This is a genomic window from Streptomyces sp. NPDC001717 (assembly GCF_042892775.1).
Lineage (GTDB): Bacteria > Actinomycetota > Actinomycetes > Streptomycetales > Streptomycetaceae > Streptomyces.
This window is the reverse complement of sequence record NZ_JBIAUK010000022.1, coordinates 113,561-134,037: the sequence shown is the minus strand read 5'-3', so window position 1 is coordinate 134,037 and position 20,477 is coordinate 113,561. Positions and strand designations below refer to the sequence as shown.

The window sequence follows — 20,477 nt, the reverse complement described above, 5'->3', positions numbered from 1 at the left end:
GATGCGCCGGTGCACACCCTGTTACGGATGGGGTCCGGGTGGCGAGTGGGCAAATGGGGACGTCAGCGGCCCAGTTGGGACAGAACCTGACGGGGTCTGTTCGTGATGATTGCTTCCACACCGAGATCAGCGCAGAGCTGAACGTCTCCGGGATCGTTCACTGTCCATACGTGTACGGAATGGCCCGCGCTCTGCAGCTTGCGGATGTAGGCGGGGTGGTTGCGCACGATCCGCATCCCCGGACCCGCGATGTGGACGCCGGCCGGCAGCCGCCCGTCCCGCATGCGGGGCGAGATGAACTGCATCAGGTACACGGTCGGGATCGTCGGGGCCGCCGCCCGCACCCGGTGCAGGGAGCGTGCCGAGAAGCTCATGACGCGGACCGGGTGCGGCCCCTCGGAGGGCGGGGTGTCCAGGCCGAAGCGCTTGAGGAGGAAGAGGAGGCGCTCCTCCACCTGTCCGGCCCAGCGGGTCGGGTGTTTCGTCTCGATCGCCAGCTGGACGGGTCGGCCGGCGTCGGAAACGAGTTCCAGGAGCCGCTCCAGGGTGAGGACGGAGGTCCGCTCGGGGTCCGCGTCCCAGTCGGGGGACTCCTCGCGGTCCTTCCAGGAGCCGAAGTCTAGGGCGGCGAGGTCGGCGAGTTCCAGGGCGGAGACGGCGCCGCGGCCGTTGGAGGTGCGGTTCACCCGGCGGTCGTGCACCAGGACCAGATGGCCGTCGGCGGTCAGTCGGACGTCGCATTCGAGGGCGTCCGCGCCGTCGTCGATGGCCCTGCGGTAGGCGGCCAGCGTGTGCTCGGGGGCGTCCTCCGAGGCTCCCCGGTGGGCGACGACCTGGATGGGGTGCGGCGTTGCATGGGTCACCGGGTCATGGTGCCACCGCGGGAGCCCCGGGCGTCGAGGTCCGGTCCTGCGAATGCATCCGAAATGTCGGATATAAAGAATGGGGAGAGACGCACAGGTCCGGCTTACAGTGCTCTGACGGGTGATGGGAAAGGCTTTGCCCAGGAACTTGTGTGGCCAGTCGAACGTTCAGTCGGACCGACTGACACGAGATGTGCCGAAGATTTCTGAAGCCGTGTGTGACGAGGAGAGAGCGCTGTGAGCACCGAGAACGAGGGCACCGCGGCCCCCAAGCAGCCCGCGGCGCCGTCCGCACCACCTGCTCAGGCCTCCGAGACCCAGGCGGCGGAGTCCGTGGCGGCCCCCCGGCCCGCCGACGCGCCGCCGGTGGCCCCGGCCACCCAGCCCGTCCCGGAGACTCCCACGGCCGTGCCCGCCGCCGAGCCGGTGACCCAGCAGCTTCCGCCCACCGCCCCCGCGCCGGGCACCGAGCACACCCAGCAGCTTCCGCCCACCCCGCCGGCCGGGGCTCCGGCGCAGCCAGCCCCGGGCTACGGCCAGGCCCCCGCCGCCCCCGCCCCGGGCTACGAGCAGGCCCCCGCGGCCCCCGCCCCGGCCGCGCACGGCGCCGAGGTCTGGCCGCCGGCGCCGCCGACCGTGCCCGCGTACGGCATGGGCGGCGGCCAGGGCGGCCACGGCGGCTGGGGTGCTCCCCCGATCGCGGACGGCACCCCGCAGGGCAAGCCCAAGGGCAGGGGCGGCCTGATCGCGGGCGTGCTGGTGGCGGCCCTCATCGCGGGCGGCATCGGCGGCGGCGTCGGCTACTGGGCCGCGGACCGCAGCAACAACGGCACCGGCTCGACCACGATCTCCGCCGGCAACACCCCCAAGGACGTCAAGCGCGAGGCCGGTTCGATCGCGGGCCTGGCCGCCGCCGCGCTGCCCAGCGTCGTCACCATCGAGGCCTCCGCCGGCGACGGCGAGGGCGGCACGGGCACCGGCTTCGTCTACGACCAGCAGGGCCACATCCTCACGAACAACCACGTGGTGGCCTCCGCCGCCAACGGCGGCAAGCTCTCCGCGACCTTCTCCGACGGCAAGAAGTACGAGGCCGAGGTCGTCGGCCGGGCCCAGGGCTACGACGTGGCCGTCCTCAAGTTGAAGAACCCGCCGGCCGGCCTCAAGCCGCTGGCGCTCGGCGACTCCGAGAACGTCGCGGTCGGCGACCCGACGATCGCGATCGGCGCGCCCTTCGGCCTGTCGAACACGGTCACCACCGGCATCGTCAGCGCCAAGAACCGCCCCGTCGCCTCCGGTGACGGCTCCGGTGGCAAGAACTCGTACATGAGCGCGCTCCAGACCGACGCCTCGATCAACCCGGGCAACTCCGGCGGTCCGCTGCTCGACGGGCGTGGCGCCGTCATCGGCATCAACTCCGCCATCCAGTCGGCCGGCAACGGCGGCTTCGGCGGTGGCCAGGCCGGTTCCATCGGCCTCGGCTTCGCCATCCCGATCAACCAGGCGAAGAACGTTGCCGAGTCCCTGATCAAGACGGGCAAGCCGGTCTACCCGGTGATCTCGGTCTCCGTGGACCTCCAGGCCAAGGCCGAGGGCGCGAAGATCTCCGAGCAGGGCGCAGCCGCCAACGAGCTCGTCGACCCGAACGGCCCGGCCGGCAAGGCGGGCCTCAAGCCCGGCGACATCATCACCGAGTTCGGTGGCAAGCCGGTCGACAGCGGTCCGACCCTGATCAGCATGATCTGGACGTACAAGCCCGGCGACACCGTGAAGCTCACCTACCTGCGCGGCGGCAAGCCGACCACGGTGGACATCACGCTCGGCTCGCGGGTCGGCGACAAGTAGGCCGGAGGGCCCCGCTGCCGCAGTCGCGGCAACGGCCCGATGGGCCTGATGGAGAGGGGTCGTAGGCGGAATTCCGCCTACGACCCCTCCCAATGTCCGCTTATGCTTCGCTGGTGTTCGATTCCCGGCACATACGGACGTTCCACCAGGTGGTCGCCTCCGGTTCCTACTCGGCGGCCGCGCGCGTCCTGGGGTACACCCAGCCCGCCATCACCCAGCAGATGAAGGCGCTGGAACGCGCCGTCGGAACCCCGCTGTTCACCCGCGTCGGCCGCAGGATGCAGCTCACCGAAGCCGGCGAGTCCCTGTCCCGGCACGCGGAGACGATCCTCGGCAGTCTCTCAGCCGCCGAGGCCCAGCTGAAGGCGTACGCGCGGCTGCGCACCGGGCGCGTACGGCTCTGCGGCTTCCCCAGCGCCAACGCCACCCTGGTCCCGGAGGCCCTGAGCGGGCTGGCCAAGGACCACCCCGGCGTGCAGGTCGAGCTTCTGGAGGGGGAGCCGCCGGAGTCGCTGCGCCGACTGGAGCGCGGGGAGTGCGACATCACCCTGGCCTTCACCTATCCCGGGCTGCACGAGGACGTACCGGAGGAGGTGACCGAGGTCAGGCTGCTGGAGGACCAGCTGACCGTGCTGCTTCCCACCGGGCATCCGCTGGCCCGGCGCAGGGCCGTGCACCTGGCCGACCTCGCAGAGGAGCGTTGGATCGCGGGCTGTCCGCGCTGCCGGGCCAACCTGCTGCACGAGTGCGCGGAGCTGGGCTTCGTACCGGACGTCCGCTTCGCGACCGACGACAACCTGGTGGTGCAGAGCCTGGTCGCCCAGGGCCTGGGCGTGGCGATGATGCCCGCGCTGGTCCTGCCCTCCCTCTCGCTCAGCAAGGTCTGTGGGCGGGCGCTGGAGCCGGCCGCACGCCGCCACATCTCCGCCTACGTGTACCGGGATCACCTGCGCATCCCGGCGACGGCCGTGGTCCTCGACGCACTCAAGCAGGTGGCGGCGAACCGGGTGGGCTGCTGACCCGACCCCGCCCAACCCATAAGCAGCACTTGGGATTTCGGGTCGAAACTGTCGTTGGACGTGATGGATCGGCGGCAGGACGCTGCCAGCATGACCACCACCACGCCGGCCCGCACCACCACGAGGATGGCCGCCCTCGTCAGCGAGATCCGCACGGTCGTCGAGCGGGGGCTGGCCCCGGACCTGACCGCCTACCTGGTCGGCGAGCGGGTGGCCCCGCATCTGGGCGCCGCCGACCTCCTGACCCCCGCGCAGTGCGAGGGCGACCCGGAGCGGTACCGGCAGCACATCCTGCACGCCGAGGCCGACGGCAGCTTCTCGGTGGTGGCGCTGGTGTGGCTGCCTGGTCAGGAGACCTGCATCCACGACCACGTGTCGTGGTGCGTGGCCGGGGTGCACCAGGGCGAGGAGAGCGAGCGCCGCTTCCGGCTGGCGCCGGGTGCCGGTCCCGCGCGCCTGGTGGCCACCGAGGACGTGGTCAACGGGCCGGGTGAGGTCTGCGGGTTCGCGCCGCCCGGTGACATCCACAAGGTGCGCAACTCCTGTGCCACGAAGGCGATATCCCTGCACGTGTACGGAGCCGACGTGTCCCGGCTGGGCACCAGCATCCGCCGCGTCTACCAGCTCCCGGTCGACTGATGGCTCTCCTTCACCGCCCTCAGCGGGTGGCGGTCGGGCATGTTTCACGTGAAACGTCCACTCCCTGGCCCGGGTTGGCGATGGCTGCGGGCGGAGCGTTGGCCGCCTGGTGCGTGCATCGTCTTCTGCCCGTCGTGCCCATGCTGACCGCGTCCGTGGTGCTGGGCATCGCGGTGGCCCATCTCCCCGGGCTGCGGTCCTTCGCGCGGGGAACCGCCCGCCCGGGTCTGTCCCTGGCCGGTCGTCGTCTCATGCGCATCGGCATCGTCCTGCTCGGGCTCGGTCTGGGGCTGGACCAGGTGCTGAGGCTGGGCTGGGGGACCGTCGCGATGGTGGCCGGTGTGGTCGCGGCCACTTTCTTCGGCACCGTCTGGCTGGGCCGGCGCCTCGGACTCCCCGGTGACCAGCCGCTGTTGATCGCCACCGGCTACTCGATCTGCGGGGCCTCGGCGATCGGAGCGGTGAGCGAGGTGTCGGGCAGCGACGAGGAGGACGTGGCCGCATCGGTGGCCCTGGTCACCCTGTGCGGAACCCTCGCGATCGCCGTCCTGCCTTTGCTCCAAGGGCCGTTGGGGCTCTCGGACCCCGCCTTCGGCAGGTGGGTCGGCGCGAGCGTCCACGACGTCGGCCAGGTCGTGGCCACCGCTCAGACCGCCGGCCCGGGGGCCCTCGGCGAGGCGGTGCTGGTCAAGCTGATGCGGGTGGCGCTGCTCGCGCCGCTGGTGGCGGCCGTGGCCTTCTCCGTACGGGCCCGGCGGCGCGGGGTGCGTACGTCCTCGGGGCGCCGGCCGGCCCCGGTGCCGCTGTTCGTGGCCGGCTTCCTGGCGGCGGCCGCGCTGCGTGCGACCGGCGTGCTGCCGGAGGCGGCCCTGGACTGGGCGCACACGGCACAGGAGGTCCTGCTCGCGGCGGCCCTGTTCGGTCTGGGGACGGCGGTGCACCTGCCGACACTGGCCCGGACCGGTGGGCGGGCCGCGGTCCTGGGGCTGGGGGCGTGGCTGGTGGTCGCCGGGGTCTCGTACGGCGGGGTGCTCCTCACCGTGTAACGGCAGGGAGTTGGCCATTTCCTGGCCGGAACCGACCGGACGTTCCGACTGCCCGCTGACATTGCGACCCGCCCGTGCCACCCTCCTCCCGGCAACTCGAACAACCGATCCGCACCGACCGCTCTTCACCCCCACCCTGCCCCGGCGGCCACCCCGCTCTCGGGCACGGCAGAAGGAGTCATGCGTGAATCGTCATCGAACGGCCTTATCGGTCCTGCTCTCGACGGGCGCCCTGATCACCGGTGTCCTGACGGCCGCCACCCCCTCGGTCGCGGCGGACGGCCCCGCGTCCTTCCGCCAGCAGCACACCGAGGGCTTCTGGACCGCCGAACGGATGCGGGCGGCCACACCGCTGGACATCACGGCGGCCCCCGGCAAGGCCCGCACGCCCGTCGCCACCGCGGCCGCCCCCACGAGCATCGCACCGACCTCCGCCTCCGCCTCACCCACGGCGTTCCCGCAGGCGGGCGGCGCCTGGACGGCCGGCGGCGCGGTCGTGAAGACCTCCGGCCGGGTCTTCTTCACCATGGGGGACCGGACCGCCTCCTGCTCGGGTGACTCGATCACCAGCGCCAACGGCAGCACGGTCATCACGGCCGGCCACTGCGTGAAGTACCAGGGCGCCTGGCACACGAACTGGGTCTTCGTCCCCGCGTACAACAACGGCAACGCGCCCTACGGCCAGTGGTCGGCCACCAAGACCTTCGCCACCGACCAGTGGGCCGCGAGCGAGGACATGAACATGGACGTCGGCCTGGCGGTGGTCGCCCCGCAGAACGGTCAGACCCTCAGCCAGGTCGTCGGAGCCCAGGGCATCCTCTTCAACGGTGGCTACAACAAGAAGATGTACTCGTTCGGGTTCCCCGCGGCCGCCCCGTACGACGGCACGAAGCTGGTCTACTGCAGCGGCAACAGCGGCAAGGACTTCCTGCTCACCAAGGACCACAGCCTGTCCTGCAACATGACCGGCGGCTCCAGCGGCGGCCCCTGGTTCCAGGACTTCAACGAGGCCACCGGCCTGGGTACGCAGGTCTCGGTGAACAGCTTCGGCTACAACTTCCTGCCGAACCGCATGTACGGCCCGTACTTCGGCAATGAGGCCAAGGCGGCCTACGACAAGGCCCAGACGTCCTGACCGGCGGATCGACCCGGCCTCGGACGGCCCCCGCCGACAACGCCGCCCCCGACACCCCTGACAGCCGGTACTCTGGTGCCCGCTCCGCCGCTGATCGGCAGGGGCGAGGGTGGGTTGCCCGAGCGGCCTAAGGGAACGGTCTTGAAAACCGTCGTGGCGCGAGTCACCGTGGGTTCAAATCCCACACCCACCGCCACCAGGTCAGACAACGCGCTGATCAGAAGGGGTGCCCCGGCAGGGGCGCCCCTTCGTTCGCTCTCGGCGCGGGTCGTCGGCGGGTTCAGCCGAAGCAGACGACCAGGCGGACGGCCTCGTCGCCGTGGATGGCCGCCAGGGTGCGCATGACCGACCAGATGGGCTCCCACTCGTTTTCCAGTACGGCGTCCTTCCGCCGTAGGCGGCCGGTGCGGAAGAGCACGTCGCCGTCGTGCCACTCGGTGCCTTCGGGGTAGCCGCGGCTCGCTTCGTACAGAGCGTGTGGGTCGGTGCTGCTGGAGAGCTCGGCGAAGCGGTCAAGGCTGATGTTGTCGTTGTACAGCTCCCAGTGGCCCATGGAGTTGCGGCGGTGCTCGTGGATGCCGTCGTTGGGTTCGAGTGCGGGCTCGTCCCAGTCGGCCGCCGACAGTTCCGCCCAGGTGATCCAGGACTGGCCGTATCCCCAGTCCTCGAAGTGGGCGCGGGTCTCCTTCGACGCGTCCGGGGGCAGGTCGCGGTAGGGGGCGAGCGGGCGGAAGGCGTCGTTGCGCATGCCGAAGAGGGCACCGAAGGCACGGTAGGAGCGGCCGTTGTAGAGGTGCATGATGTCGACGGCCGCGTGCCACTGGCGGTCGTCCTCGTCCAGCCATCGGTCCCACCGGCACTCGATGAACCCGCTTATGTCTGTTCCCATGCCCCCGAATTGTGCGAGGCAGGGGCCGGGGGCGCGACAGGAATTCCGGGCCGGAGGGTAGCGGTGGGCCTTTTGGGTGGTGTTTGTCAGAAGATCGGCGTGCGTGGTGGGAGTCGTGCGGTTGCATCCGCATCATGACGAATGTATGCAGATCCGCCCGTCGGAACATCGCGAAATGAGGGAACCCGTCATGGCTCAGCGCAGCGTCATCTCGTCGATCTGGACCTCCGTCCTCGCCGCCCTCGTGGCGCTCCTCGCCTCCCTCGGGCTCGTCGGCAAGGCCGCCCCGGCCCTCGCCTCCGCCGCTGCTCCCGCCGCCCCGGCCGCCGAGGCCGGCACCGTGCGCCGGGCGGGCGTCCAGGCCCCGCTGAGCTGGCGGGCGATGATGCGGGGCGGTTCCCTCCCGCCGACCATCAAGCAGCGGATCCGCGCCGAGGCGCACGGCAAGTCCCCGTCCGTTCGCCGGTCCACCACCGCCGCTGCCATGGGTGCCGCTTTTGCTGTCGCACGCGCTGCCACGTTCGCACCCGCTGCCGCATCTGCGGCATCCCTCGCCGTATCCGCTGCCGCGCCTGTCGTCCCTTCGGCCCGCGACGGGCTCGCGCTCGCGGCGTAGAGAGGTATCCGGTACGGCGCAGTCACCCCGGCGGGCGCCGGGGGCGTGCAGGGGGCGTGAATCTTGGTATTGCAGGGCCGCAGGGCCGGGAGACGGTGGGGTTCCCGGACGGCGCGGCCCTTTTCGGCATGTCTCGGCGGCCTTTTTTGGCTGAACGCTTCATCCCTTGTGCGGCAAGGGTTTCGGCGGGTTCCGGTGTGCTGACCTGCGGCGCAGGGGGCGCGAATTGGGTTTATCCGGAGTTGGTCATGCTTGCGGGGGAATCGCAGACTCCGGGGTGGTTCGCCGGGGATTCGGTGGGCAACTCTGGTCTCGCGACGTCGTCACCACACGGAACGACCGAGGCGGTCGGCCAACTGCCTTGGGATGAAGTCCACTTCGGTTTTCTGGAGGATTCACACATGGCAAGCATCCGTACCGCCCGCGTCATCGCCGCCGTCGCCGCTCTCCCGCTCGCCGTCGCCCTCTTCGGCGGCGTGGCCTCGGCCGACAACGGCGCCCTCGCGAACGACGGATCGAATGCGAGCGTCGCCGGCGTCATCGGCAGCGGTGTCGGTGGCAACAACAACGGCAACTCCTCCACCTCGCAGCAGGTGGCTACCGGCTCCGGAGCGTCCAACCAGAACAACACCGCGCAGGTCAACGGCTCGGCCTTCACCGCGATCCACCAGTCCAACGTGGCGGTCAACTTCCACCCCTGGTGGTAGCCGCGGCCTGAGCCGCACCGACTGTTGAGGGCGCCCGTGCGACCGGACCGGCTGGGGTCCGGTAGTGCGGGCGCCCTCGCGTGCGTCTTCCCGCGAGTGTCGCAGCGGCTCGCCTTCCGACCTTGACACCGGCAGTGAATCTGACGGACAGTCAGGTTCACTCGATGTTGTGATGCCGGGAGGCCAGCGCCGTGCACCTCGCCCCGACCGAAGGCCAGTTGCGGCTCCGCGCCGAACTGCGGGAGTACTTCCAGGACCTGCTGCCGGACGGGGTCCCGGAGGACCCGGCCCTTCAGCGCGCACTGCTGCGCCGCATAGGCGCCGACGACCTGCTCGGCCTCGGCTGGCCCGTCGAATACGGAGGCCAGGGCCGCGGCCCCGACGAGCAGTTCGTCTTCTTCGACGAGGCCTACCGGGCCGGCGCGCCCGTCTCCATGGTCACGCTCAACACCGTCGGCCCGACCCTGATGAAGTACGGGACCCGGGAGCAGAAGGAATACTTCCTGCCCCGCATCCTCAAGGGCGAGATCGTCTTCGCCATCGGCTACTCCGAGCCGGAGGCGGGCACCGACCTCGCCTCACTGCGCACCCGGGCCGTCCGCGACGGTGACGACTGGGTGATCGACGGGCAGAAGATCTTCACCTCCAACGCCCAGAACGCGGATTGGATCTGGCTCGCCTGCCGCACCGACCCCGAGGCCCCCAAGCACAAGGGCATCTCGATCATCCTGGTGCCCACGGACGACCCCGGGTTCTCCTGGACCCCCATCGAGACCGTCGGCGGGCTCACCACCACGGCGACGTACTACGACTCCGTCCGCGTGCCCGCCGGCAACCTCGTCGGCCCCGAGCACGGCGGCTGGGGCCTGATCACCAACCAGCTCAACCACGAGCGCGTGGCCCTCGCCGCCATCGGCATGCAGGCCGAGGACTTCTACACGTACGCGCTCGACCACGCCCGCACCCCCGACCCGGTCACCGGCGAGCGGCCTGCGGACCTGCCCTGGGTGCAGTCCCGGCTCGCCGAGGCGCACGCGCGACTGGCCGCCGTACGCCTCCTGAACTGGCGCCTCGTCCAGGACGTGGGCGCGGGCACCCTGGCCCCCGGCGACGCGAGCGGAGTGAAGTTCCTCGGCACCGAGTCCACCGTCGAGGTGTACCGGATGTGCCAGGAAGTGGTCGGCGAGGAAGCGCTCGTACGGGGCCCCGGGGCCTTCGCGGGCGGTGAGCTGGAGCGGATGAACCGGGCCGCGCAGATCAACACCTTCGGCGGCGGAGTCAGTGAGGTCCAGCGGGAGATCGTCGCCATGATGCGGCTCGGCATGAAGGGGAGGAAGCGATGACGGCGCAGGCGGCCGACACGGACGGGGAGGCGGCCCGGTTCCACGCGCTGCTGGCGGCCTTCGAAGGGCAGCCGGCCGCCACCGCGGGCCGGGGCAAGGACCCGGTCAACGAGCCGATGATCCGCCACTGGTGCGAGGCGATGGGAGACGCCAACCCGGCCTACACCGGCCCGGCCGCCATCGCGCCGCCCACCATGCTCCAGGCCTGGACCATGGGCGGGCTCTCCGGCCACTCCGACCGCTCCTCCTGCTACGACGACCTCTTCGCCCTCCTCGACGGCGCCGGTTTCACCTCGGTGGTCGCCACCGACTGCGAGCAGGAGTACCTGCGCCCGCTGCGCCCCGGGGACACCATCACCTTCGACGCCGTCATCGAGTCCGTGTCCCCGCGCAAGACGACCAAGCTGGGCACCGGCCACTTCGTGACCACGCGCATGGACGTCCACGCCAACGGGGAGACCGCGGGCACCCACCGCTTCCGGATCCTCAAGTACGCGCCCGCCGGCACCCCGGCGAAGAAGAAGGCCCCGGCCCTGCGCCCCCGGCCGGTGGTCAACCGCGACAACCAGGGATTCTGGGACGGGGTCCGGGAGCACCGGCTCCTGATCCAGCGCTGCACCTCCTGCGAAACCCTTCGCTTCCCGTGGCTGCCCGGCTGCAACGCCTGTGCGAGCCAGGACTGGGACACCGTCGAGGCCTCCGGCTCCGGCACCGTCTTCTCGTACGTGGTCATGCACCACCCGCCCTTCCCCGCCTTCGACCCTCCGTACGCGGTCGCGCTCGTCGAACTCGCCGAAGGGGTCCGCATGATCAGCAACATCACCGGTGTCCCGTACGACAAGGTCCGCATCGGAATGCCGGTCCGGCTGGAGTTCCTGCGCGTCGACGACGGCCTCGAACTCCCCGTCTTCCGCGGGAGTGAAGGCTGATGGACTTCCACCCCACCGAAGAGCAGGCCGCCGCGGCCGGCCTCGCCGCCCGGATATTCGGCGACCTCGCCACCCACGAACGCCTCGGGGCCGCCGGCACCGGCAGCGACGCCGAGCTCTGGAAGGCCCTCACCACGGCCGGAATGACCGCCGCAGTCGAGGAGGTCGGCCTGCTCGGACTGGTCCTGCTCCTGGAGGAGCAGGGCCGCACCACCGCGCAGGTCCCGTACGCCGCCACCTGCGCGTACGGCATCCTCCCGGTGGCTGCGCACGGCACCGCCGAGCAACGCGCCCGCCTGCTTCCCGCCCTCGGCACCGGCGAGGCGGTCGCCACCGGGGCCTTTCCGGCGCGCGGCCGGATCACCTCCGAGGACGGGCGGCTCACCGGAACCGCCCCGGCCGTGCCCTGGCTGCGCGACGCCACCCACGTACTGGTCCCGGACGCGGACCGGGCCCTGTGGCTCGTACGGACGGACGCCCCCGGGGTGAGCACCTCACCGGTGGAGACCACCGCCCCCTGGTCGGCGGGCCGATTGACGCTGACGGGGGCCGAGGGCGAGCGCCTCGGGGGCGAGGACGCGTACGAAGCGACCCTCGACGCCGCCCGGACGGCCTTCGCCGGACTCCAGGCGGGCGTCTGCGCGGGCTCGCTCGCCCGGGCCGTGGAGTACACCTCCACCCGAGAGCAGTTCGGCCGCCCGCTCTCCACCAACCAGGCGGTCCTGCTGCGTGCGGCCGACGCCCACATGGACACCGAGGCCATCCGGGTCACCGCGTACGAGGCGGCCTGGCGCATCGACCAGGGCCTTCCGGCGCGCGAACACGCGCTGACGGCGGCCTGGTGGGCCTCGGAGGCGGGCAAACGCGTCGTGCACGCGGGCCAGCACCTGCACGGCGGCATGGGCGCCGACCTGGACCATCCCGTCCACCGGCACTTCCTCTGGGGGCGCCAGCTGGACGCGTACCTGGGCTGCGGCAGCGAGCTGCTGGCCGAACTGGGCGCCGTGCTGGCGCAGGAGGGCTGAGTCATGGGAACCGTCGCCATGAGAGTCGGCGAGGAACTGCCACCGCTGGAGATCCCGGTCACCCGCACCCTGATCGTCGCGGGCGCGATCGCCTCCCGTGACTACCAGGACGTGCACCACGACGCGGCGCTGGCCCAGGAGAAGGGCTCACCGGACATCTTCATGAACATCCTGACCACGAACGGCCTGGTCGGCCGGTACGTCACCGACCACCTCGGGCCGCGGGCCGTCCTGCGCAAGGTGGCCATCCGCCTCGGCGCCCCCAACTACCCGGGGGACACGATGACGCTCACGGGCACCGTCACCGCCGTCTCCGGGAACACCGTCGAGATCCGTGTCCTCGGAGCCAACGGCATCGGCCGGCACGTGTCGGGGACGGTCACCGCGGAGGTGCCGGCATGAGCGTCCGCACCCGCGACGAGCTCGGCGGCAAGGCCGCCATCGCCGGCATCGGAGCGACCGAGTTCTCCAAGGACTCGGGCCGCAGCGAGCTCAAGCTCGCCGTCGAGGCCGTGCACAACGCCCTCGAGGACGCCGGGCTCACCCCGGCCGACGTCGACGGCATGGTCACCTTCACGATGGACACCAGCCCCGAGATCACCGTCGCGCAGGCGGCCGGCATCGGAGACCTGTCCTTCTTCTCCCGCATCCACTACGGCGGTGGCGCGGCCTGCGCCACCGTCCAGCAGGCCGCCCTCGCCGTCGCCACCGGGGTCGCCGAGGTCGTGGTCTGCTACCGGGCCTTCAACGAGCGCTCCGGACGCCGCTTCGGCTCCGGCGTCCAGCAGCGCGAACCCTCGGCGGAGGGCGCCGCGCTCGGCTGGTCGCTGCCCTGGGGGCTGCTGACCCCCGCCTCCTGGGTGGCCATGACCGCCCAGCGCTACCTGCACGCCCACAACCTCACCCCCGAGGCCTTCGGGCACGTCGCGGTGACCGATCGCCGGCACGCCGCGAACAACCCCGCCGCCTACTTCCACGGCAAGCCCATCACCCTCGCCGACCACGCCGCGTCGCGCTGGATCGTCGAGCCACTGCGGCTGCTGGACTGCTGCCAGGAGACGGACGGCGGGCAGGCCGTCGTCGTCACCACGCCCGAGCGGGCCAGGGACCTGCGGCACGCGCCCGCGGTGATCACCGCCGCCGCGCAGGGCGCCGGACGCCGGCAGGAGGGCATGACCTCCTTCTACCGCGACGACCTGACCGGGCTGCCGGAGATGGACGTGGTCGCGCGCCAGCTGTGGCGCACCAGCGGGCTGCGGCCCTCGGACATCGACGTCGGGATCCTCTACGACCACTTCACCCCCTTCGTGCTGATGCAGCTGGAGGAGTTCGGCTTCTGCAAGCCCGGCGAGGCCGCGGACTTCGTGGCCGCGGACGCGCTGCCGATCAACACCCACGGCGGCCAGCTCGGGGAGGCGTACCTGCACGGCATGAACGGCATCGCCGAGGCCGTCCGCCAGCTGCGCGGCACCTCGGTGAACCAGGTGGCGGGGGCGGAACACGTCCTCGTCACGGCCGGGACCGGGGTACCGACCTCCGGGCTGATCCTGGGAGCCGACGGCTGACGGTCCGAACCGGCCGCCGATGACCGACGGTCCGAACCGGCCGCCGATGACCGACGGTCCGAACCGGCCGCCGATGACCGACGGTCCGAAGCCGCCGCCGACGGCCGACGGTCCGAATCCCACCGCCGACGGCTCGGCGCTCAGGTCTGACGGATTCGTGCCGGTTGGGCCCCACCTCCTCCACCTTCAGGAGGTGGGGCTTTCCCCACTCCTACAACCTGAGACGGACCCCGCTTCGGCACTTGCGGCCGATCCCATGACGGGCGGGCGCTCCTAGCGTGGACACATGACCACGCCTGTGTGCACGCTCGCCTCGAACCCGACGCCGTACCCGTCGTTCTCGGCGTACGTCCGGACCCGCGGCACGGTCCTGATGCGCACGGCGCGCTCCCTCACCGCCAATCCGTGCGACGCCGAGGACCTGCTCCAGACGGCCCTGGCCAAGACGTACATGGCCTGGGACCGCATCGAGGACCACCGCGCGCTGGACGGCTACGTCCGGCGCGCCCTGGTCAACACCCGCACCTCCCAGTGGCGCAAGCGCAAGGTGGACGAGTTCTGCTGCGACGAGCTCCCCGAGACCGAGGACGTCCCGGCCGCCGACCCCGCGGAGGCGCAGGCCCTGCGGGACGCGATGTGGCGCGCGGTGACCCGGCTGCCCGACCGGCAGCGGGCCATGGTCGTACTGCGCTACTACGAGGACCTCAGCGAGGTGCAGACCGCCGAGCTCCTCGGGGTTTCGGTCGGCACGGTCAAGAGCGCCGTCTCCCGGGCGCTGGGCAAGCTGCGCGAGGACCCGGAGCTCACCACGGTCCGCTGACACCGTGGTCGCCGCCCTCGGTCCGGCCGTGTTTCACGTGAAACATCGCCGGTGGCGGCTTCGAAGAAAGCTACCGAGACGTAGTGACATACCAAGTGGTACGTGCGCAGAATTCTCCCACCCGTCGAGACGAGTGACAGCGCCCATCGGGAGGACGCCCGTGCTCAGCACCATGCAAGAAGTACCGCTCACCATCAGCCGGATTCTGGAGCATGGTCGGAGGGTTCACGGCAGGTCCACCGTGACGACGTGGACGGGCGAGGCCGAGCCGCAGCGCCGCACGTTCGCCGAGATCGGCGACCGCGCCGCGCAGCTCGCCCATGCCCTGCGCGACGAGCTGGGCGTCGAGCCCGGAAGCGTCCTGGCGACGCTGATGTGGAACAACGCCGAGCACGTCGAGGCGTACTTCGCGATCCCGTCCATGGGCGCGGTCCTGCACACCCTCAATCTGCGGCTCCCTCCCGAGCAGCTGATCTTCATCGTCAACCACGCCGAGGACCGGGTCGTACTGGTCAACGGCACCCTGCTGCCGCTCCTCGCGCCGCTGCTGCCGCACCTGCCGACGGTCGAGCACGTCGTCGTCTCCGGCATCGGCGACCGCTCGGTGCTCGAAGGCCTGAACGTCCGCGTGCACGAGTACGAAGAGCTGATCGCGGGCCGCCCGGTCACCTACGACTGGCCCGAGCTGGACGAACGCCAGGCCGCGGCCATGTGTTACACCTCGGGCACCACGGGCGATCCCAAGGGCGTCGCCTACTCGCACCGCTCGATCTACCTGCACTCCATGCAGGTCAACATGGCCGAGTCGATGGGGCTGACCGACCGGGACACCACCCTCATCGTGGTCCCGCAGTTCCACGTGAACGCGTGGGGCCTGCCGCACGCCACCTTCATGACCGGCATCAACATGCTGATGCCGGACCGGTTCCTCCAGCCCGCCCCGCTCGCCGACATGATCGAGCGGCAGAAGCCCTCGCACGCGGCGGCCGTTCCCACCATTTGGCAGGGCCTGCTCGCCGAGGTCACCGCCAACCCGCGCGACTTGACCTCGATGAAGCAGGTCACCATCGGAGGCGCGGCCTGCCCGCCCGCCCTGATGGAGGCCTACGACAAGCTCGGCGTACGACTCTGTCACGCGTGGGGCATGACCGAGACCTCCCCGCTCGGCACGATGGCGCACCCGCCGGCCGGTCTGGGCGCCGAGGAGGAGTGGCCGTACCGGATCACCCAGGGCCGTTTCCCGGCGGGCGTCGAGGCCCGCCTGGTCGGCCCCACCGGCGACCACCTCCCCTGGGACGGCGAGTCCGCGGGCGAGCTGGAGGTGCGCGGCACCTGGATCGCGGGCGCCTACTTCGGCGGCGCCAACGGCGAACCGTACCGCCCCGACGACAAGTTCAGCGCGGACGGCTGGCTCAAGACCGGGGACGTCGGCGTCATCAGCCACGACGGCTACCTCACCCTCACCGACCGGGCCAAGGACGTCATCAAGTCCGGCGGCGAGTGGATCTCCAGCGTGGAGCTGGAGAACGCCCTGATGGCGCACCCGGAGGTCGCCGAGGCCGCCGTGGTCGCCGTCCCCGACGACAAGTGGGGCGAGCGCCCGCTGGCCACCGTCGTGCTCAAGGCGGGCGCCACCGTGGACTACGCGGGCCTGCGCGAGTTCCTCGGCGGGTCGATCGCCAAGTGGCAGCTGCCGGAGCGCTGGACGGTCATCACGGAGGTGCCCAAGACCAGCGTCGGCAAGTTCGACAAGAAGGTGATCCGCAAGCAGTACGCGGACGGCGAGCTCGACGTCACGAAGCTCGACTGACCGGGGGCGGGGCGGCCACCGGCCGCCTGACCGGGTCCCTGGTGACCGGGAGCGGGCTCACCCCTTGGTGAGCCACGGCCGCAGCAGCCTGCTGACGGTGGGCATGGCCACGTAGGTCATCAGGGTGCTGAACACGACGGTGAAGGCGGCCGTGCGCAGCACGAACGGCAGATCCACCAGGAACGGCCCGAGCACCGCGTTGCCGACGAGCGAGATCGGGAAGATGGCCAGCCCCGAGCTGATCGCCATCTTCCAGCGGGGCGGCGCGGGCCGGGTCGTGCCCGGCTTGGCGAACCAGGTCTCCATGCCGTGCAGTTCCCGGCGGGCTATCTCCTGGTGGTGGTGACCCAGGCAGTTGGAGAACCACTGGGCCCGCTCGGGCGAGTCCTGCCAGCGCTGGAACGCGGCCTCGTTGCGGAAGCGGTGCACCAGGAACCACGGCCCGCCCTCGGTCGCCGGGCGGAACAGCCCGTACCCCAGGTGGTCCGGGAAGCTCGCGGCCGTGTCCAGGATCCCGTGGGCCCAGGCCTCGAAGGTCTCCTCGTACCCGGGCTCCACCTGACGGGCTATGAGCAGGTTCACCTCCCCGTTGTCCGCGGGGACGGTGTGCTCGGTCGTGTCGAAGATGGCCATCGGGCCAGGATGGCTAGTTGGTGCCGATCTTGGCCAGTAGGTCCACGATGCGGCCCTGTACGTCGTCCGTGGTGGCCCGCTCGGCGAGGAAGAGCACGCTCTCCCCCGAACCCAGCTTCGGCAGCTCCGCCGCGTCGATGCCCGTCGCCGTGTAGACGACCAGCGGGGTGCGGTTCAACTGCCCGTTGGCGCGCAGCCAGTCCACGATCCCGGCCCGGCGGCGGCGTACCTGCATCAGGTCCATGACGACCAGGTTGGGCCTCATCTGCGTCGCCAGTTCCACCGCGTCGGTGTCGGCGCCCGCCCGGGCGACCTGGAGGCCGCGCCGTTCCAGGGCGGTGGTGAGCGCCGAGGCGATCTCGTCGCGCTCCTCGATCAGCAGGACCCGCGAGGGGTGCTGCTCGCTGTCGCGCGGCGCCAGCGCCTTGAGCAGGACGGCCGGATCGGCTCCGTACGCGGCCTCGCGCGCGGCGTGCCCCAGCCCGGCGGTGACCAGGACGGGCACCTCGGCCGCCACCGCGGCCTGCCGCAGGGACTGCAGGGCGGTACGGGTGATCGGCCCGGTCAGCGGATCCACGAACAACGCGGCGGGGAACGCGGCGATCTGCGCGTCCACCTCCTCGCGGGAGTGCACGATCACCGGGCGGTAGCCGCGGTCGCTGAGCGCCTGCTGCGTCTGCACGTCGGGCGCGGGCCACACCAGGAGCCGGCGGGGGTTGTCCAGCGGCTCGGGCGGAAGTTCGTCGTCCACGGGTGCGGGCGCGGGCCGGTTGACCACCTCGACGGCGCCGCCCGGGCCGTCCAGCGGCTCGGGGCCCTCGGCGGCACCGGCTTCGGGCGCGCCTATGGCGAAGGCCCGGCCCTGCGGAGCGGGCTCGGCGAGCCGGCGCCGGCGGCCGGAACCGGAGGTGCCGGTGCCGGGTGCGGTCGTGCTCGGGTCGATGGAGATGCCCTGACCGAGGGTGCCGAGGGCACGGACGTTGATCGCCGCCTGCCCCGTCTGGCCCTCCGCGGGGGTCTCCTGCGGCTGCCGGGCCCCGGGGAGCGCGACCTGGCCCGACTCGCCGTCCTCGGGCGCCGTCCGCGCCGCCGGGACCGGCCACGCCGGGGTGCCGGGCAGCGCACGCCGCCGCCCGGTCGGGGGTACGGGTTCCTCGGCGGGGGCCGCTTCCTCGGGCTCGGCGGCGGGCGTGCTCAGCACCCGGCGCCCGCGCCGCCCACCCGGAGCGTCCGCGTCCGCGTCTGCGGGAGCGGGGGCCGGACCGGCCATCGCGGGGGCCTGCGTCGGTCCGGCGGGCAGGGCGAAGCCGCCCTCGGGGGCGATGGGCCGCGCGGGAGCGGGGCTCAGGCCGGTGGCGGGTACGGGACCAGCGGGCTGCACGGGACCGGCCGGCCCCAGTGCGCGGCGCCGCCCGGCGGGGTGCTGGGTCACGGGTACGGACGGCACGGCCGGCAGCGCGGGCATTCCGGTGCCTTGCGGCGGCACGGGCCCGGCGATCCCACCGGGTGCGACGACGGCGGGCGCACCCTGGCCGGCGATGCCGCCGGGTGCGACGACCCCGCCCTGGCCCGCGAGGCCTCCGGGCGCGACGACGGCGCCGGGGCCGTTCGGGCCGGCGACGCCGCCGGGGGCGACGACCCCGCCCTGAGCCGCGATGCCGCCGGGCGGGACGACGCCGCCCGGGCCTCCGGGCCCGCCCGGGGTCGTGCCGTCCTCGCCGCTGCCGTCTCCGGCGCGGCCGCGCCTGCGTCCGGTGCCCAGGCCCGCCGGGTTCACCGGGGACTGCGCGAGTTCCGGGCCCGCCTCGGGCGCGGGGGCCTCGGCTCCCCGCCGCCGTCCGGACGGCAGCGCCAGAGCGCCCCCGCCCTGGCCGGACTGCGCGGCTCCGGGGCCCGATGCCTCGTCCTCCAGGAAGGCGTCCACACCGCGTCGGCCGCGGCGCCCGCCGGAGACCTTCCCGGGGGCCGCGCCCGCGCCCGCGCCGTCCCCGGCCGGACCCGCCGCGGGATCCGGCTCCTCCGCCGGCTCCGGCAGGGTCACCGTCCCCGCTCCCGAGCCCAGCGGCAGTTCCAGTACGTACGCTCCGCCCGGCGCACCCGGCACCTCGACGGTCTGCAGCACTCCGCCGTGCGCGGCCACGATGCCCCGCACGATCGGCTCGTGCACCGGGTTCCCGCCCTCGTACGGCCCGCGCACCTCGATCCGTACGACATCGCCCCGCTGTGCGGCGGCCACGACGATCGTCGAGTCGCTGTAGCCGCTGCCCTGGCGGGTCTTGCCGGTGGCGTCCACCCCGGCGACGTCCGCGACCAGGTGCGCGAGCGCGGTCGCGACCCGCTCGGCGTCCACCTCGGCCTCGATGGTCGGCGCGTGGACGGCGAACTGCGCTCGACCCGGCCCGATCAGCTCGACCGCGCCGTCGACGCCGGCCGTGACGACGCCGTTGATCAGGACCTTCTTCTTGCTGAGCTTGTCGCTGCCGGCGTCCAGGCGCTGGAAGCCGAGCACGTTGTCCACGAGCGTGGTCATCCGCGAGTACCCGGCGGCCAGGTGGTGCAGCAGCTGGTTGGCCTCGGGCCACAGCTGACCCGCGTCGTCGGCGGCGAGCGTGGCCAGCTCCCCGCGGAGCTCGTCCAGCGGTCCGCGCAGCGAGTCGCCGAGGACGGCCAGCAGCTGTGCGTGCCGCGCGGCGAGGGCGTCGTACGGACGCCGGTCGGTGAAGGTCATGACGGCGCCGACGAGCTGTTCGCCGTCCCGTACGGGAGAGGTCGTCAGGTCGACGGCGACCGGCTGGCCCGCCTTGTTCCACAGCACCTGTCCGCGCACCCGGTGCTTGCGGCCGCTGCGCAGGGTGTCGGCGAGAGGGGACTCGTCGAAGGGGAACGGCGAGCCGTCGGCACGAGAGTGCTGCACCAGGCCGTGCAGTTCGCGGTTGCCGAGGTCGGTGGCCCGGTAGCCGAGGATCTGGGCGGCGGCCGGATTGACCAGCACCACCCGTCCGTCGGTGTCGGTGCCGACGACGCCCTCGGCGGCGGCGCGCAGGATCATCTCGGTCTGCCGCTGGGAGCGGGCCAGCTCGGCCTCGGTGTCCACGGTCTGCGAGAGGTCCCGTACGACGAGCATCAGCAGCTCGTCACCGGTGTAGGAGGGTTGCGGCTCGCGGTAGGCGTCGCGGCCGTCGAGGTGGGCCGCGGTGACCTCGACGGGGAACTCGGAGCCGTCGGTGCGGCGCGCGATCATCCGCTTGGGCGTGGCGCGGCCGCCCTCGTCCTCGCCGGGCCGGCGCATGGAGCCGGGGATCAGCTTGGAGTCGAACTCGGGCAGGAGGCCGAGCACGCCCCGGCCGACGAGCCCGGTTCCGGGGCTCTCCATGACCTCGAGGGCGATCGAATTGGCGTTGACGACCGTGCCGTTGGTGTTGACGAGCAACAGCGCGTCCGGAAGGGCATCGAGTATTGCTGCGAGGCGAGCAGCGCCTCGGGATGGCCTGCTGCTCACGACGAGCTTCCTCCCTGACCACAACTACCGGCATGTCACGGGAGGAGTCTAAGGGCACAGCTCCGTGGTGGGACGGCCGAAGTTCGGTGCATATCGC

At 72.1% G+C, this 20,477-nt stretch carries 18 protein-coding genes and 1 tRNA gene; 15 read left to right on the top strand and 4 right to left on the bottom strand.

Going from position 1 to position 20,477, the window contains the following annotated elements; translation table 11 throughout:
• Window positions 1-62 precede the first annotated feature (62 nt).
• A complete protein-coding gene (locus tag ACFYZL_RS28665; protein WP_388682860.1) occupies window positions 63-863 on the bottom strand; it encodes a glycerophosphodiester phosphodiesterase in 801 nt (266 codons plus the stop codon).
• 237 nt (window positions 864-1,100) lie between these two features.
• Between ACFYZL_RS28665 and ACFYZL_RS28660 the strand changes: the two genes are divergently transcribed.
• From ACFYZL_RS28660 to ACFYZL_RS28635, 6 genes are all read left to right on the top strand, one after another.
• Window positions 1,101-2,705 (top strand): S1C family serine protease, encoded by a 1,605-nt coding sequence (locus ACFYZL_RS28660; protein WP_388682857.1) that lies wholly within the window; start codon window positions 1,101-1,103, stop codon window positions 2,703-2,705.
• Window positions 2,706-2,818: 113 nt separating this feature from the next.
• Window positions 2,819-3,724, top strand: a complete 906-nt coding sequence (locus tag ACFYZL_RS28655) for a LysR substrate-binding domain-containing protein (protein WP_384746000.1) — start codon at window positions 2,819-2,821, stop codon at window positions 3,722-3,724.
• Between the two features lie 90 nt (window positions 3,725-3,814).
• Window positions 3,815-4,363 carry a cysteine dioxygenase gene (locus ACFYZL_RS28650; RefSeq protein WP_384746001.1) on the top strand — a complete coding sequence of 183 codons (549 nt, stop codon included), beginning with the start codon at window positions 3,815-3,817 and terminating at the stop codon, window positions 4,361-4,363.
• Window positions 4,363-5,409 (top strand): YeiH family protein, encoded by a 1,047-nt coding sequence (locus tag ACFYZL_RS28645; protein ID WP_388682854.1) that lies wholly within the window; start codon window positions 4,363-4,365, stop codon window positions 5,407-5,409. The genes ACFYZL_RS28650 and ACFYZL_RS28645 overlap by 1 nt, the downstream gene beginning before the upstream one ends.
• Window positions 5,410-5,593: 184 nt before the next feature.
• Window positions 5,594-6,544, top strand: coding sequence for a trypsin-like serine peptidase (locus ACFYZL_RS28640; protein ID WP_384746003.1), 951 nt, complete (start codon window positions 5,594-5,596; stop codon window positions 6,542-6,544).
• Between the two features lie 108 nt (window positions 6,545-6,652).
• A tRNA-Ser gene (locus tag ACFYZL_RS28635) sits at window positions 6,653-6,740 on the top strand.
• 84 nt (window positions 6,741-6,824) lie between these two features.
• Here the strand turns inward: ACFYZL_RS28635 and ACFYZL_RS28630 are convergent.
• Complete coding sequence (locus tag ACFYZL_RS28630) at window positions 6,825-7,433, bottom strand: hypothetical protein (protein WP_384746004.1); 609 nt, start codon at window positions 7,431-7,433, stop codon at window positions 6,825-6,827.
• 190 nt (window positions 7,434-7,623) lie between these two features.
• Here ACFYZL_RS28630 and ACFYZL_RS28625 point away from each other — a divergent pair, with 190 nt between their 5' ends.
• The 9 genes from ACFYZL_RS28625 (at window position 7,624) to ACFYZL_RS28585 (ending at window position 16,248) form a co-directional block, all read left to right on the top strand.
• Window positions 7,624-8,049, top strand: a complete 426-nt coding sequence (locus ACFYZL_RS28625) for a DUF6344 domain-containing protein (RefSeq protein WP_388682849.1) — start codon at window positions 7,624-7,626, stop codon at window positions 8,047-8,049.
• Between the two features lie 401 nt (window positions 8,050-8,450).
• Window positions 8,451-8,756: a hypothetical protein gene (locus tag ACFYZL_RS28620; RefSeq protein ID WP_384746006.1), complete on the top strand. Its 306-nt coding sequence runs from the start codon at window positions 8,451-8,453 to the stop codon at window positions 8,754-8,756.
• Between the two features lie 191 nt (window positions 8,757-8,947).
• Complete coding sequence (locus ACFYZL_RS28615) at window positions 8,948-10,099, top strand: acyl-CoA dehydrogenase family protein (protein ID WP_388682846.1); 1,152 nt, start codon at window positions 8,948-8,950, stop codon at window positions 10,097-10,099.
• Window positions 10,096-11,028 carry a bifunctional MaoC family dehydratase N-terminal/OB-fold nucleic acid binding domain-containing protein gene (locus ACFYZL_RS28610; RefSeq protein WP_384746008.1) on the top strand — a complete coding sequence of 311 codons (933 nt, stop codon included), beginning with the start codon at window positions 10,096-10,098 and terminating at the stop codon, window positions 11,026-11,028. Before ACFYZL_RS28615 ends, ACFYZL_RS28610 begins: the two co-directional genes overlap by 4 nt.
• Window positions 11,028-12,053, top strand: coding sequence for an acyl-CoA dehydrogenase family protein (locus ACFYZL_RS28605; RefSeq protein WP_384746009.1), 1,026 nt, complete (start codon window positions 11,028-11,030; stop codon window positions 12,051-12,053). The genes ACFYZL_RS28610 and ACFYZL_RS28605 overlap by 1 nt, the downstream gene beginning before the upstream one ends.
• A gap of 18 nt (window positions 12,054-12,071) precedes the next feature.
• A complete protein-coding gene (locus tag ACFYZL_RS28600) occupies window positions 12,072-12,455 on the top strand; it encodes a MaoC family dehydratase (protein WP_384746039.1) in 384 nt (127 codons plus the stop codon).
• Window positions 12,452-13,618: a lipid-transfer protein gene (locus ACFYZL_RS28595; protein ID WP_388682842.1), complete on the top strand. Its 1,167-nt coding sequence runs from the start codon at window positions 12,452-12,454 to the stop codon at window positions 13,616-13,618. Before ACFYZL_RS28600 ends, ACFYZL_RS28595 begins: the two co-directional genes overlap by 4 nt.
• Before the next feature lie 286 nt (window positions 13,619-13,904).
• Window positions 13,905-14,438 (top strand): SigE family RNA polymerase sigma factor, encoded by a 534-nt coding sequence (locus ACFYZL_RS28590; protein WP_384587537.1) that lies wholly within the window; start codon window positions 13,905-13,907, stop codon window positions 14,436-14,438.
• 160 nt (window positions 14,439-14,598) lie between these two features.
• Window positions 14,599-16,248 (top strand): long-chain fatty acid--CoA ligase, encoded by a 1,650-nt coding sequence (locus tag ACFYZL_RS28585; protein ID WP_384746011.1) that lies wholly within the window; start codon window positions 14,599-14,601, stop codon window positions 16,246-16,248.
• A gap of 57 nt (window positions 16,249-16,305) precedes the next feature.
• Here ACFYZL_RS28585 and ACFYZL_RS28580 read toward each other — a convergent pair whose 3' ends face one another.
• Complete coding sequence (locus tag ACFYZL_RS28580) at window positions 16,306-16,881, bottom strand: antibiotic biosynthesis monooxygenase (RefSeq protein ID WP_384746012.1); 576 nt, start codon at window positions 16,879-16,881, stop codon at window positions 16,306-16,308.
• Window positions 16,882-16,894: 13 nt separating this feature from the next.
• On the bottom strand, window positions 16,895-20,380 hold the full coding sequence (locus tag ACFYZL_RS28575) for a PAS domain-containing protein (RefSeq protein WP_384746013.1): 3,486 nt from the start codon (window positions 20,378-20,380) through the stop codon (window positions 16,895-16,897).
• Window positions 20,381-20,477: the final 97 nt, after the last annotated feature.

Bases quoted from the DNA above. Each gene is read 5' to 3' on its own strand.
- ACFYZL_RS28650 (WP_384746001.1), top strand. From the start codon at position 3,815: ATGACCACCACCACGCCGGCCCGCACCACCACGAGGATGGCCGCCCTC.
- ACFYZL_RS28645 (WP_388682854.1), top strand. From the start codon at position 4,363: ATGGCTCTCCTTCACCGCCCTCAGCGGGTGGCGGTCGGGCATGTTTCA.
- ACFYZL_RS28630 (WP_384746004.1), bottom strand. From the start codon at position 7,433: ATGGGAACAGACATAAGCGGGTTCATCGAGTGCCGGTGGGACCGATGG.
- ACFYZL_RS28625 (WP_388682849.1), top strand. From the start codon at position 7,624: ATGGCTCAGCGCAGCGTCATCTCGTCGATCTGGACCTCCGTCCTCGCC.
- ACFYZL_RS28620 (WP_384746006.1), top strand. From the start codon at position 8,451: ATGGCAAGCATCCGTACCGCCCGCGTCATCGCCGCCGTCGCCGCTCTC.
- ACFYZL_RS28610 (WP_384746008.1), top strand. From the start codon at position 10,096: ATGACGGCGCAGGCGGCCGACACGGACGGGGAGGCGGCCCGGTTCCAC.
- ACFYZL_RS28605 (WP_384746009.1), top strand. From the start codon at position 11,028: ATGGACTTCCACCCCACCGAAGAGCAGGCCGCCGCGGCCGGCCTCGCC.
- ACFYZL_RS28600 (WP_384746039.1), top strand. From the start codon at position 12,072: ATGAGAGTCGGCGAGGAACTGCCACCGCTGGAGATCCCGGTCACCCGC.
- ACFYZL_RS28595 (WP_388682842.1), top strand. From the start codon at position 12,452: ATGAGCGTCCGCACCCGCGACGAGCTCGGCGGCAAGGCCGCCATCGCC.
- ACFYZL_RS28590 (WP_384587537.1), top strand. From the start codon at position 13,905: ATGACCACGCCTGTGTGCACGCTCGCCTCGAACCCGACGCCGTACCCG.
- ACFYZL_RS28580 (WP_384746012.1), bottom strand. From the start codon at position 16,881: ATGGCCATCTTCGACACGACCGAGCACACCGTCCCCGCGGACAACGGG.